Source organism: Congregibacter sp. (genome assembly GCF_047617445.1).
Taxonomy (GTDB): domain Bacteria; phylum Pseudomonadota; class Gammaproteobacteria; order Pseudomonadales; family Halieaceae; genus Congregibacter.
In genome coordinates this window covers 14,245-26,922 of record NZ_JBLGBE010000026.1, presented here as the reverse complement: position 1 = coordinate 26,922, position 12,678 = coordinate 14,245, and the positions used below count along the sequence as shown (strand labels likewise).

The window sequence follows — 12,678 nt, the reverse complement described above, 5'->3', positions numbered from 1 at the left end:
TGTGCCTATGCTCATGCACAGGAAACGCCTGTAAGGAACTGAAGTGGAACTCAGCCCAAGAGAAAAAGACAAGTTACTTTTGTTCACCGCCGCACTATTGGCAGAACGAAGAAGGGATCGTGGTGTAAAGCTTAACTATCCCGAAGCCCAAGCCCTGATCAGCGCAGCAATACTTGAAGGCGCCAGAGATGGGAGAACAGTCGCGGAGCTGATGAGCTTCGGGCGCACCATTTTGACGCGCGACGACGTGATGGAGGGCATTGCTGAAATGATTCAGGAAGTTCAGGTAGAAGCAACATTCCCAGACGGCACAAAGCTCGTCACCGTGCATGACCCTATTGGCGGTGGCGCATCATGATTCCGGGCGAAGTGATTACCGTTGAGGGCGAACTGACCCTCAACGACGATCGTGAGTGTGTCGGTGTAACCGTGGTCAACAGTGGAGACCGCCCTGTGCAAGTGGGCTCCCATTACCACTTTGCAGAGACCAATCCCGCATTGCTGTTCGACCGTGCTGCTGCCCGGGGATTTCGGCTTAACATTGCGGCCGGCACAGCCGTACGTTTTGAACCCGGACAGAAACGCGACGTGGAATTAGTGGCTTTGGCGGGAAAACGTCGGGTTTACGGATTTCGCGGTGACGTGATGGGGGACCTCTAATGCGAAAAATCAGTCGCAGTGACTACGCAAGTATGTTCGGCCCAACTACCGGAGACCGAATACGACTCGCGGATTCAGAGCTGTTCATCGAGGTGGAGAAAGACCATACGATTTACGGCGAAGAGGTGAAGTTCGGTGGTGGCAAGGTTATTCGCGATGGCATGGGGCAGTCTCAGGTCAGTTGCGCGGAATCTCCGGATACGGTCATTACCAATGCATTGATTCTCGATTACTGGGGTGTCGTTAAGGCTGATGTAGCCATCAAAGATGGCCGCATCAGCGGCATAGGCAAGGCCGGCAATCCAGACATCCAGTCCGGCGTGGATTTCCCCATCGGCCCGGGCACAGAAATTATCGCGGGAGAAGGTCAAATCCTCACCGCCGGGGGCATCGACGCGCACATCCACTTCATCTGTCCTCAGCAGATCGAAGAAGCTTTGATGAGTGGCGTCACCACAATGATTGGCGGTGGCACCGGTCCAGCGACGGGCACCAAGGCAACAACTTGCACGCCCGGCCCCTGGCACATCGGAAAGATGCTTCAAAGCGCTGAGTCATTCCCTGTGAACCTCGGTTTTCTCGGGAAGGGGAATGCGAGCCTGCCGGTAGCGTTGGAAGAGCAGCTCCGCGCTGGTGCCTTGGGCTTAAAACTACATGAAGACTGGGGGACCACACCCGCCTCTATCGATAACTGCCTCAGTGTCGCGGATCGATTTGATGTCCAGGTCGCGATACACACCGACACGCTCAACGAATCCGGCTTTGTTGAAGACACGATCGCTGCATTCAAGGGAAGAACCATTCACACTTATCACACCGAGGGTGCCGGCGGCGGTCATGCACCGGACATTATCAAAGCCTGCGGCTTGCCAAATGTACTTCCCTCCTCTACCAATCCGACGCGCCCCTATACGATAAACACCGTGGATGAGCATTTGGATATGCTCATGGTATGTCACCACTTGGATCCATCGATACCCGAAGACGTCGCATTCGCAGACTCACGTATTCGCAAAGAGACCATTGCCGCTGAGGACATACTCCATGACCTGGGTGCATTTTCAATTATCTCTTCAGATTCTCAGGCCATGGGCCGCGTCGGCGAGGTGATCTGTCGGACCTGGCAAACTGCCAGCAAGATGAAGTCCCAGCGCGGCTCCCTTGGCTCAGGAGTCTCAGATAATTTTCGCGCCAAGCGCTACATCGCCAAGTACACGATAAACCCAGCCCTGGCCCATGGCATCGCACATGAAGTGGGTTCCGTAGAAGTCGGAAAACTCGCCGATCTATGTCTTTGGAAACCCGCTTTTTTTGGCGTCAAACCGGCACTCATCATTAAAGGAGGTGCTATAGCAGCGGCACCCATGGGTGATCCGAACGCCTCAATCCCTACACCACAGCCCGTGCATTACCGCCCTATGTTCGGCGCCTTTGGCAAAGCGAGTCGAGCCACCAGCGTGAGTTTTGTGAGTGCCGCTTCTCTGGATGCGGGCATCGCTGAGTCGCTAGGACTCGAACGACGATTGGTCGCTGTGCAAGGCTGTCGCAGCGTCACTAAAGCGGATATGCGTCTCAATGACTACCAACCGGTGATGGAAGTCGATCCACAAACCTATGAAGTACGCGCCGATGGCCAGCTGCTTACCTGCGAACCGGCAACCGTGCTACCCATGGCACAGCGTTACTTTCTTTTCTAGGACGAATACATGGATGAACTAATGCTCGAGGCCTACCACCATGCAACGGCCTTTGACGGTACCTGGCAAGATGAAGTGCACCTGGTTTTTTCCGAACGGGAGAAATCTCGTTACCGTACAACGACCGAACGTGGCCAGGAACTGGGCTGGTTTCTCTCCCGGGGCATCGTGTTAGGCGATGGCGATGCGCTGATCTGCGATAACAAGGAGATTATTTTGATACGTGCGGCAAGTGAGTCACTCGCAGAAGCCTACAGCGATGATCCGCATCTATTGCTGAGGGCGGCTTATCACTTGGGCAATCGCCATGTGAGCCTCCAGATTTTACCGGGTGCGCTGCGCTTCCCTCGGGACCATGTTTTAGAAGAAATGTTAGGGGGCCTAGGATTAGGCGTTCGCGCAATTGATGATGCCTTTACTCCGGAGTCTGGAGCCTATGCGGGCGTACCGCATGCACACGCCGGGTCCGACGCACATAGTCATCCACGTAGCCATTCGCACGGCTAAGCGAGGCTATAAATTGAACAACGGGGCCATGACATATTCGCAATTATACCTATTGCATCTATCCAGCCCGGCTTTGCCCATTGGGGCCTACGCCTACTCTCAGGGTCTGGAGTATGCCATCGAGGCAGGTTGGGTTGAGGGCGAGGAACTCAACCGTTGGTTACACGACGGCATGATGCTCGGGGTGGCGCAATTGGACCTGCCTGTTTTGTTGCGGGCCTTAGCAGCCTTAGGGGGAAACGACACGGAGACGCTTAATCACTGGAACAACCAGTTGCTGGCCAGCCGGGAAACCTCAGAACTGCTTTTAGAAGACCAGCAAATCGGGACTGCACTTTTGCGGCTACTCACAGGTCTTGAGACGCCAGACATACCTATTTTCGGACAAAAACCCGCCTATGCCATTGCGTTTGCCGTCGCCTGTCATCGCTGGGGCATACAAACCGATGCCGCGCTCCAAGGCTACGCCTATAGCTGGCTCGAAAACCAAGTGACCGCAGCGACTAAACTAGTACCTCTGGGACAAACTGCAGCACAGAGAATGTTACTTAAGCTTTTAAAACAGATTCCCGAGGCCTGCACGCACGCGATGACCGTCGATGACTGTGAGATCGGGCTGAGCCTGCCGGGCTTGGCAATGGCATCAAGCCGTCATGAGCGCCAGCATACGAGACTATTTCGATCATGATTCATGCATGATCCAACGCATAGATTTACAGAAGGAAAATGAGAAATGAGTAAACCCGCACTGCGCGTAGGAATAGGCGGCCCTGTTGGTTCCGGCAAAACTGCCTTGGTACGTTTGCTGTGCCAGCATCTCAGGGACCGCTACAGCATCGGAGTCATTACTAATGATATTTACACGCGCGAAGACGCTGAGTTTTTACTCCGCCATGAAGCTCTCGAGGGTGACCGAATACTTGGCGTAGAAACCGGCGGCTGCCCCCATACAGCCATACGTGAAGATGCGTCCATGAATCTTGCGGCGGTCGATGAGTTACAGGATCGCTTCACCGATCTTGAGCTACTGTTTATAGAAAGCGGTGGCGACAACCTCGCGGCCACTTTCAGCCCGGAACTATCTGACCTGACGCTCTACGTTATTGATGTTTCTGCGGGCGACAAAATTCCGCGCAAAGGCGGACCGGGGATCACTAAATCAGATTTATTGATCATCAACAAAATCGACTTGGCCCCCTTGGTCGGCGCTGATCTTGGCGTCATGGATCGCGATGCGAAGAAGATGCGTGGAGACCGGCCTTTTGAGTTCACCAACCTGAAAAGCGAGCAGGGCCTGCAGGCGGTTATCGACTTCATCGAAAGTCGTGGAATGCTCGGCAAGAGTGCCCGAGGATGATTCGATTTTTGCATCAAGAGCGTGAGGTCGCTATCGAAGACCTCCCCGCCGACACAACCGTCTTGGATTATCTCCGAGAGCACCGTGGACTCATGGGCACCAAAGAAGGCTGTGCCTCCGGTGACTGTGGCGCCTGCACCGTCGTCCTTGCCAAAGCTACTGACAAAGGACTGCGCTACTCTCCGGTAAACGCCTGTATCGCCCCCTTAGGCAGCCTCCACGGCACAGAACTCATTAGCGTCGAAGACCTGAAGGACGGCGCCGCCTGGCATCCTGTACAACGTGCCATGATCGAATGCCATGCTTCGCAGTGCGGTTTTTGTACACCAGGATTTGTGATGTCTCTGTTTGCGCTTTATCACGCTAAAACTGGCTGCGACCGCGAGACGATTCTTGAGGCACTGGGCGGAAACTTATGCCGTTGCACGGGCTACCGTCCGATCATCGACGCCGCAGATCAAGCGCTAGCTAATATCGAGGATGATAAGTTCTCTCGTCGGGCCCAAGCGACCCTGGACCAGCTTCGCGCGCTTCTGGACACAGAAAGCGAGACCGCAGCACTCGAATCGACGCACAGCCATTATTTTCGCCCCAGCAATGCTACCCATGTCGCAAAGCTGCTTGCAGAGCATCCCGAGGCTCGACTGGTTGCCGGCGGGACGGATTTATTTTTGGAAAGCACCCAATCGCTCACACCACTACCCGTGCTCATCGACATCTGTGCCGCGTCAGAACTTCGATCGATTCACTGCAATAACGACAACATACAGTTGGGAGCGGCCGTTACGCACCGAGACTGTATAGACGTAGTCCTCAGTGATTACCCCGAACTTGCGGAACTCATCGAGCGTTTTGGTTCACTCCAGATACGCTCTCAGGGCACGGTCGCAGGAAACATCGCTAATGCTTCGCCCATCGGTGACTGGCCCCCTGTGCTTCTCGCTCTGGGCGGCTCCATAGCACTACAGTCGAGCGCTGGAGTGCGGGAGCTTCCTCTTGATGAATTCTTCCTCGACTATCGCAAGACCGCACAAGCCGCCGGAGAGTTTATTGCCACCGTTATATTGCCTCGGCGCAAAGCTAAGCTGCTGCTGCGCGCTTACAAAATCAGCAAGCGTTTTGAGGATGATATATCGTCTGTTTGTGCTGTGTTTGCACTTCAACTCGAGGGCGATCGTGTCACGGCAGCCAAAGTAGCCTTCGGGGGCATGGCAGCAATACCCAAACGGGCGCAAGCAGTGGAATCCGCGCTAAGTGGCCTAAACCTCCGTACGGACAGCATCGAGAATGCTGCTGCGGCAATTGCGCAAGACTTTCAGCCCATTGACGATGCGCGCGCGTCGGCAAGCTATCGTCTTACGGTTGCCGCTCGTCTTCTATCGCGCTTGCAGCATGAGTATCGCGGGGAAATCGCAACCAGGGTGCATCTTTTAGGTGTCAATCAGGCCGGAGCTGTGCCCCATGGATAAATCCAACATCCAAAAAGACGCTCCAGTAGGTGCTGCCGGTCAAGGGGTGGTGCATGAAAGCGCGGCAAAACATGTATCCGGTGAGGCCGTGTACATCGATGACATGATGGCACCCCAAGGCACGCTGCATGCCTATGTAGGCTTGTCGACCATTGCACACGGTGTGGTTTCCAGTATGTCGCTCGCTGCCGTACGCAATGCACCGGGGGTCATCGATGTCATTACCCGCGACGATGTCCCCGGCATTATCGACATTGGACCTGTGTTTCCCGGAGACCCACTAATGGTAGGTCTGGGAGACACGGTAGAGTTTCATGGCCAGGTGCTATTTGCCGTCGCTGCGACTAGTTATGCTGAAGCCCGCCGGGCCGTGCGTCTCGCCAAAGTTGAATACACATCCCTCCCCGCATGCTTGAGCATTGAAGACGGTCTTGCGGCGGAAAGCTTTGTGCGCCCCGCCCACTATCAGCGCCGCGGCGATGCTCAGAGTGCCTTGCCTAAGGCGCCCCATCGCGTGCAAGGAGAGCTGCAAATCGGTGGTCAGGAGCAAATGTACCTTGAGGGGCAAGTCTCACTGTGCGTCCCAGAAGAAGACGGTGGCATGCTGGTTTACTCGTCAACCCAGAATCCCACAGAAGGTCAAAAGCTCGTTGCAGAAGTACTGGGGGTAGATCTTCACCAGGTTACGGTCGATACACGACGTATGGGCGGCGCCTTTGGTGGCAAAGAAACCCACGCCAATCAATGGGCCTGTCTTGCCGCAATTCTAGCCCGTCGTACTGGCCGCGCCGTAAAGCTGCGACTCGCGCGCGGTGACGATATGCGCGCCACGGGTAAGCGACACCACTTTCTCAGCCGTTACGACGTAGGTTTTGACCATGAGGGCCAGATTCAGGCCTTGGATCTCATGCTCGCCGGAGGCTGCGGCATGTCTCCGGATTTATCTGACGCCATTGTTGATCGGGCGATGTTCCACAGCGACAACGCGTATTACCTTCCCGACGTTGCAATCGCAGGACTCCGGGTTAAAACCCATACGGTGTCCAATACCGCTTTCCGTGGATTTGGCGGGCCCCAGGGTATGGTCGCCATCGAAGATGTTATTGACGCCATTGCCCGGGACCGAGGCCTGGATCCTCTTGATGTTCGCAAACGCAATCTCTATAGCGCCAAAGGCAATCGAAACACTACGCACTACGGACAGCTTGTAGAGCAAGAAGTCCTACCTTTGTTGATTGAGCGATTAGAAAAGACCTCAGACTATCGAGCGCGGCGCGAGTCGATTCGTGCATTCAACGCTGAGAATCCCGTGTTGCGGCGCGGTCTTGCACTCACCCCCGTCAAGTTCGGCATATCGTTTACTGTGCAGCACTTGAATCAGGCAGGCGCACTGATCCATGTATACACCGATGGCAGTATCCAGCTGAACCACGGCGGTACGGAAATGGGTCAAGGCTTGTATACCAAGGTCGCGCAAGTCGTTGCCGAGGAACTGCAGGTCGATATTGAACACATTCGTTGCACCGCCACGCGCACGGATAAAATCCCTAATACCTCTCCTACTGCCGCGTCATCGGGAAGCGATATCAACGGAATGGCCGCGTTAGCGGCAGCGCGTAAGATCCGTAAGCGCCTTACCGTTTTCGCCTGTGAACACTTCGGCGTGAGCGAAGAGTCCGTGCAGTTTTCTAGAAACCGCATCACAGTAGACGATCGTATATTCAGTTTCGCGGAGTTCGCAAACCTTGCCTACCACCAGCGAATTTCGCTATCGGCCACAGGCTTCTATCGCACACCCAAGATCCACTATGATCGTGAAACAGCTTCCGGACGGCCCTTTTACTACTTTGCCAATGGCGCAGCCGTGTCTGAGGTGCTCGTGGACACCCTCACCGGTGAGTACCGCGTAGAACGCGTTGATATCTGCCACGATGTTGGTAATTCCCTGAATCCTGCCATCGACATCGGTCAAATCGAAGGTGGATTTGTTCAGGGCATGGGCTGGCTCACCAGCGAAGAACTTGCCTGGGATGACAACGGTCGACTCACCACAGTGGGGCCTGCAACCTACAAAATTCCCGCCATCGGCGACACACCGCCAATCTTTAACGTCGAGTTGCTGCCGGACAGCCCCAATGCAGAAGCGACAATCTTTCGCTCCAAGGCTGTCGGTGAACCGCCACTAATGCTTGCTATATCCGTGTGGTCTGCCATCAGAGATGCAGTGGCCAGTCTCGCCGACTACCGTGTTCACCCCAGCCTGGATACACCGGCTACCCCCGAACGCGTCCTTCTAGCCTGCGAAGCACTTCGCGCTGAGAGTAGGTAACGATGCTGGCGACTGACGCACATTGGAGCGAGTGGGTTCGCGCATATGAATCACTGGACCGCGCCTATGTGATTATTACAATGTTGGGTGTTCGTGGCTCAACGCCCAGAGCTTCGGGCACCAAGATGGTTGTGAGCACACAAGACTTTCACGGGACCATCGGCGGCGGCGAATTGGAGTTTCAGGCGCTGCAGCGCGCACAGAATATGCTCACAGACGCACGCGCGGGCCAATGGGTAGAGAACTTCCCTCTGGGTGAGAAACTGGGGCAGTGCTGTGGTGGTAGTACAAGCCTGCTCTTTGAACACTTTGTTCCAGTCTCTCAATCAGTCTATCTCTTCGGAGCGGGCCATGTGGGCCGCGCCTTGGCCCCTCTGTTAGCCACCCTGCCCCTCAAAATTCATTGGATTGACGCGCGTACGCAAGAGTTTCCGGATATCTTACCCACGGGTATCAATGCTCTGCATCCCGATGAACCACTGGACATCATCAAGCGAGCGATTCCCGGCAGCTACTATTTGATCATGACTCATCAGCATCCTTTGGACTATGCCCTGATGGAAGCGGCGCTGCGTAGAGGGGACGCAGCCTATGTCGGGGTTATAGGGTCCCAAAGTAAATGGCGCCGTTTTAAGCTACGACTACAGCATCGAGGCTTTAAAGAGACTGCTCTTGCGAATGTGCACTGCCCCATTGGATTGTCTGCTGTACCGGGGAAACGCCCGGCGGAGATCGCGGTGTCGGTGGCGGCCGAGCTGATCGCGCACTATCATGCGCGCCGCGACGCGATCCCGGACATTCAAGGGCCCGGCTGGAAAGAACTTCAAAACCAGCTCAGCGCGTCCGAAACCCTATTCGACAACCCCAGCGATGCACACATCGATGACTCAACGGTAGAAACTTAATGAACGAGAACTTTGATCCGGCTGCGACGGATGACTTCCAGTTTCGCTACATCAACTTACTGGCAGAACGAGTAGGTGGCCGTGCGATTAACTGCAGTGATCAGTGGTTCGCGAGCTGTGACAACCTCATAAAGCCGGGCCGGGGTGTATTCAAGGCGGGTGAGTTTACTGACAAAGGTCAGTGGATGGACGGCTGGGAATCTCGCAGAAGCTTTGGTCGACAATTTCGCATGAGTCAACTGGACCATGACTGGTGTGTCTTACGCTTGGGTTTCGCCGGCCGTATTCATGGCGTAGATGTCGACACGCATCACTTTCGAGGTAATGCGCCGCTGCAAGTGGCCGTAGACGGCACGCACGTCAAACTAGACCCTGAGGCAGACACACAGTGGACAGAAATCATACCGCTCACGGACGTACTGCCGGACGAGAAAAACCCAATTCCCTGTGACAGCACTGAGCGCTGGACGCACCTTCGTTTGCGCATCTATCCCGACGGAGGTGTCGCTCGATTTCGCGCCTACGGCGAAGTCATGCCTGATCGTCAGGACTATCTCGAGAACGAAACCGTGGACTTGGCGGCAGTGGGTATTGGCGGTCGCGGTGTTGCCGCCTCGGATCAGTTCTTTAGCTCCACGGACAATTTGGTCATGCCCGGGCGTGGCGTGAATATGGGTGATGGCTGGGAAACCCGTCGACGGCGTGATGAGTTCAACGACTGGGCCATCATCAAGCTCGGTAAGCAAGGCAGCGTGCGCAAGATTATTCTCGATACGGCGCATCTGCGCGGCAACTTTCCGGATCGGTTTAGCCTCGAGGGCTGCTTGGAGCCCGGAGCCCAACTACCTTCAGAAAGCACGGAGTGGACGTCCATTATCAACCAGCAGAGTCTCTGCCCAGATCGCGAACATACCTACACAAGGGAAGTGCTGTGTCCCGACGACCAAAAGTTCAGCCACGTTCGTCTCAATATCTTTCCCGATGGCGGGGTGAGCAGACTGCGGGTGTTTGGTATTGCAGACTGGGAAGCTCAGTGACACTGACTGAATTCAATGCGCTAGACACGAAACCCGCGGCACAGGTGCTGGAGCTTTGCTGCGTTAGCACACGCTGGATTGAGGGCGTTTTACGAGAACGTCCCTACAGGGATTTGCCGGCTCTTCGCAATGTCGCAGACAGCGTCTGGTCCACTCTTTCAAAAGATGACTACCTGGAAGCTTTTGAAGGTCACCCCAAGATCGGAGACGTCAACTCACTCAAAGCCAAGTACGCTGGAAGCGGTAATCTTGCTGCCCATGAGCAATCAAGCGTTGCTAATGCCGCGGAGCCTGTAATTGAGCGTCTGGTGAAGGGTAATCAACGCTATGAGAGGCGCTTCGGTTACATATTCATCGTCTGTGCAACGGGAAAGTCGGCACTGGAAATGTGCGAACTGCTGGAGCAGCGCCTAGACAATGGCCCGATTGTGGAGCTCACAGTCGCGGCAGAGGAACAACGAAAAATCTTACAGATTCGGCTGGAGCAATGGCAATGAGTCAAATCACTACGCACATCCTGGACACTGCACGAGGGCAGCCAGCACAGTCAGTGCCATTAGCGCTATATCAACTTAATGGGGAAGACTGGATCGAGCTCTCAGCGGGCGTCACCAATCATGACGGCCGTGTTGCGGGTCTGCTGGACTCGGGCCGCAGGCTCCCCGCGGGAACCTATCGCATGCATTTTTCCACCGGCGAATACTTTTCGGGTTTGGGCCAGACAGTCTTTTATCCTTACGTAGACGTGGTCTTCAATCTGGACAGCAGCGGAGAGCATTACCACATCCCCCTACTGCTATCGCCTTTTAGCTACTCAACTTATCGGGGCAGCTAGAACCTTGAAAGAATTAACATTAAGACCACTGACGGCTGAAGCATTCGCTCCCTTCGGAGAGCTTATCGACGCACAGACGCCCTGCGAGCAATACCCGATTAACGAAGGGCTCACACAGCGCCACCACGCCCTCGCTGCAGTAGATTGCGCTAAGGACGGCGGCGCTCCTGTATTAAGCCTGTTTCGTGCGCAAGCTATAGAAACCAACTTTGTTTTGCGAAGCATGGAGCGTCACCCTCTGGGATCGCAGGCCTTCATTAACACGAGTGGAAACACCTACGCGATAGTTGTAGCGCGCCCTGGTATTCTCGACGAGGACGCGATCCAAGGTTTTTTGGCGACGGGCAGCCAGAGCATCAGTTATCACCGGGGCACTTGGCACCATTACTTACTTGCGCTGCATACCGCCTCAGACTTTGTTGTTGTCGATCGCATCGGTCCCGGGAATAACTGCGATGAGATAGATCTGCAAACGCCTTTGAAGCTCGCGCTGTCTCTATGAGCCGAGTACTCCACCGCGGCAGGATTCTGCATTTCCTCGAAGACCCCGAAAAAGGCCTCAAAGAGAGCCATCAGTATTTACCTGATGGGGCACTCCTGATCGAAAACGGTCATGTTGTCACCGTTGACGACGCGGAGCTGCTACTCAATTCACTGCCCGGCGACATTGAAATCCATGAACATGAAAACGCCTTGCTGGTGCCAGGCTTTATTGACACCCATATTCACTATCCACAGATGGATATTATTGGCGCACATGGCGAGCAGCTGCTGGAGTGGTTGGATAAATACGTGTTCCCCACCGAAGCGCGGTTTGCAGACTTCGAGTATGCCCAGCAAGTCGCAAAGCGTTTCCTAAAAGAGCTTCTGCGCAACGGCACAACTACCGCACTGGTTTTTGGCACTGTGCATCCACAATCGGTCGACGCATTCTTTAGCGAGGCAGAGCTCCTAAACCTCCGCATGATTGCCGGCAAGGTAATGATGGACCGCAACGCGCCGGACAACCTTAAGGACACCCCTGAGTCCAGCTATCGCGAGAGCAAGGAACTCATCGAGCGTTGGCACGATCGTGGGAGACTGCGCTATGCGGTTACGCCACGATTTGCAGCGACGTCAACGCCCGAGCAGCTACAAGCAGCAGGCAGGTTGCTTCGAGAGCATCCGAGCGTCTATCTGCATACTCATATGTCCGAGAACCTCAATGAAGTGGCCTGGGTAGAAGAGCTATTCCCTCATCTGGATCATTATCTTCACAGCTATGACGACGCGGGTTTATTGGGTCGCCGCAGCGTCTTCGCACACTGTGTTCACCTTAGCGAAGCTGAGTGGCAGCGTATGGCCGAAACGCGGTCAAACATCGCATTTTGCCCAACATCCAATTTGTTCCTGGGGTCAGGCTTATTCCCCTTGGCAAAGGCAGAGAGCTGCGGCATAAACGTCGGCCTAGGCACAGACATTGGTGCAGGTACCAGTTTTTCCATTTTGGAGACCATGGATGAGGCCTACAAAATTCAACAGCTCCAGGGGCACTCGCTAACGCCCTATAAAAGCTTTTATCTCGCGACATTGGGCGGTGCCCGAACCTTGGACCTCGAGTCCAAGCTGGGCAACTTTCTACCCGGCAAAGAAGCCGATTTTTTGGTGCTCGATTTGGCTGCAACCCCACTTTTAGAGCAGCGAATGCAGCACTGTAAAGACCTGTTCGAAACACTCTTTGTGTTATCCACGTTGGGCGACGATCGCTGCATACGCGAGAGCTGGATTATGGGCGAACGCAAGCACCACCGGGATGAGCTGGACTCCGCCCATCAGCCCACGCCGGATGCTCGGCCCCCAAACCCTTTACAGTCAGACAGGTCCGATAGGAGTTAAAGCACGC

The 12,678-nt window shown here is 55.0% G+C and carries 14 protein-coding genes; all 14 read left to right on the top strand.

Features of this window, described 5'->3' with window-relative positions; translation table 11 throughout:
- Nucleotides 1-43 precede the first annotated feature (43 nt).
- From ureA to guaD, 14 genes are read left to right on the top strand one after another with little or no spacing between them, the layout of a single operon-like run.
- Nucleotides 44-358 carry an urease subunit gamma gene (gene ureA, locus ACI9KD_RS08205; protein ID WP_414980678.1) on the top strand — a complete coding sequence of 105 codons (315 nt, stop codon included), beginning with the start codon at nt 44-46 and terminating at the stop codon, nt 356-358.
- Nucleotides 355-660 (top strand): urease subunit beta, encoded by a 306-nt coding sequence (locus ACI9KD_RS08200; protein ID WP_414980677.1) that lies wholly within the window; start codon nt 355-357, stop codon nt 658-660. The genes ureA and ACI9KD_RS08200 overlap by 4 nt, the downstream gene beginning before the upstream one ends.
- Nucleotides 660-2,357 (top strand): urease subunit alpha, encoded by a 1,698-nt coding sequence (gene ureC / locus ACI9KD_RS08195; protein WP_414980676.1) that lies wholly within the window; start codon nt 660-662, stop codon nt 2,355-2,357. Before ACI9KD_RS08200 ends, ureC begins: the two co-directional genes overlap by 1 nt.
- Before the next feature lie 9 nt (nt 2,358-2,366).
- A complete protein-coding gene (gene ureE / locus ACI9KD_RS08190; RefSeq protein WP_414980675.1) occupies nt 2,367-2,864 on the top strand; it encodes an urease accessory protein UreE in 498 nt (165 codons plus the stop codon).
- A 28-nt stretch (nt 2,865-2,892) separates the two neighbouring features.
- On the top strand, nt 2,893-3,552 hold the full coding sequence (locus tag ACI9KD_RS08185) for an urease accessory protein UreF (protein WP_414980674.1): 660 nt from the start codon (nt 2,893-2,895) through the stop codon (nt 3,550-3,552).
- A 45-nt stretch (nt 3,553-3,597) separates the two neighbouring features.
- Complete coding sequence (gene ureG / locus ACI9KD_RS08180) at nt 3,598-4,221, top strand: urease accessory protein UreG (RefSeq protein ID WP_414980673.1); 624 nt, start codon at nt 3,598-3,600, stop codon at nt 4,219-4,221.
- Nucleotides 4,218-5,690, top strand: a complete 1,473-nt coding sequence (gene xdhA, locus ACI9KD_RS08175; protein ID WP_414980672.1) for a xanthine dehydrogenase small subunit — start codon at nt 4,218-4,220, stop codon at nt 5,688-5,690. The genes ureG and xdhA overlap by 4 nt, the downstream gene beginning before the upstream one ends.
- On the top strand, nt 5,683-8,019 hold the full coding sequence (gene xdhB, locus ACI9KD_RS08170) for a xanthine dehydrogenase molybdopterin binding subunit (RefSeq protein ID WP_414980671.1): 2,337 nt from the start codon (nt 5,683-5,685) through the stop codon (nt 8,017-8,019). Before xdhA ends, xdhB begins: the two co-directional genes overlap by 8 nt.
- Before the next feature lie 2 nt (nt 8,020-8,021).
- On the top strand, nt 8,022-8,924 hold the full coding sequence (gene xdhC, locus ACI9KD_RS08165; RefSeq protein WP_414980670.1) for a xanthine dehydrogenase accessory protein XdhC: 903 nt from the start codon (nt 8,022-8,024) through the stop codon (nt 8,922-8,924).
- The gene (alc, locus tag ACI9KD_RS08160) at nt 8,924-9,961 is read left to right on the top strand and encodes an allantoicase (RefSeq protein WP_414980669.1); all 1,038 of its coding nucleotides are present in this window, start codon (nt 8,924-8,926) and stop codon (nt 9,959-9,961) included. The genes xdhC and alc overlap by 1 nt, the downstream gene beginning before the upstream one ends.
- Nucleotides 9,958-10,458: a 2-oxo-4-hydroxy-4-carboxy-5-ureidoimidazoline decarboxylase gene (uraD, locus tag ACI9KD_RS08155; RefSeq protein WP_414980668.1), complete on the top strand. Its 501-nt coding sequence runs from the start codon at nt 9,958-9,960 to the stop codon at nt 10,456-10,458. Before alc ends, uraD begins: the two co-directional genes overlap by 4 nt.
- A complete protein-coding gene (uraH, locus tag ACI9KD_RS08150) occupies nt 10,455-10,796 on the top strand; it encodes a hydroxyisourate hydrolase (protein WP_414980667.1) in 342 nt (113 codons plus the stop codon). The genes uraD and uraH overlap by 4 nt, the downstream gene beginning before the upstream one ends.
- A gap of 4 nt (nt 10,797-10,800) precedes the next feature.
- Nucleotides 10,801-11,298: an ureidoglycolate lyase gene (locus ACI9KD_RS08145; protein WP_414980666.1), complete on the top strand. Its 498-nt coding sequence runs from the start codon at nt 10,801-10,803 to the stop codon at nt 11,296-11,298.
- Nucleotides 11,295-12,671, top strand: a complete 1,377-nt coding sequence (guaD, locus tag ACI9KD_RS08140) for a guanine deaminase (protein WP_414980665.1) — start codon at nt 11,295-11,297, stop codon at nt 12,669-12,671. Before ACI9KD_RS08145 ends, guaD begins: the two co-directional genes overlap by 4 nt.
- The last annotated feature ends 7 nt before the right edge of the window (nt 12,672-12,678 follow it).

Bases quoted from the DNA above. Each gene is read 5' to 3' on its own strand.
- ACI9KD_RS08200 (WP_414980677.1), top strand. From the start codon at position 355: ATGATTCCGGGCGAAGTGATTACCGTTGAGGGCGAACTGACCCTCAAC.
- ureC (WP_414980676.1), top strand. From the start codon at position 660: ATGCGAAAAATCAGTCGCAGTGACTACGCAAGTATGTTCGGCCCAACT.
- ureE (WP_414980675.1), top strand. From the start codon at position 2,367: ATGGATGAACTAATGCTCGAGGCCTACCACCATGCAACGGCCTTTGAC.
- ACI9KD_RS08185 (WP_414980674.1), top strand. From the start codon at position 2,893: ATGACATATTCGCAATTATACCTATTGCATCTATCCAGCCCGGCTTTG.
- ureG (WP_414980673.1), top strand. From the start codon at position 3,598: ATGAGTAAACCCGCACTGCGCGTAGGAATAGGCGGCCCTGTTGGTTCC.
- xdhA (WP_414980672.1), top strand. From the start codon at position 4,218: ATGATTCGATTTTTGCATCAAGAGCGTGAGGTCGCTATCGAAGACCTC.
- xdhB (WP_414980671.1), top strand. From the start codon at position 5,683: ATGGATAAATCCAACATCCAAAAAGACGCTCCAGTAGGTGCTGCCGGT.
- xdhC (WP_414980670.1), top strand. From the start codon at position 8,022: ATGCTGGCGACTGACGCACATTGGAGCGAGTGGGTTCGCGCATATGAA.
- alc (WP_414980669.1), top strand. From the start codon at position 8,924: ATGAACGAGAACTTTGATCCGGCTGCGACGGATGACTTCCAGTTTCGC.
- uraH (WP_414980667.1), top strand. From the start codon at position 10,455: ATGAGTCAAATCACTACGCACATCCTGGACACTGCACGAGGGCAGCCA.
- guaD (WP_414980665.1), top strand. From the start codon at position 11,295: ATGAGCCGAGTACTCCACCGCGGCAGGATTCTGCATTTCCTCGAAGAC.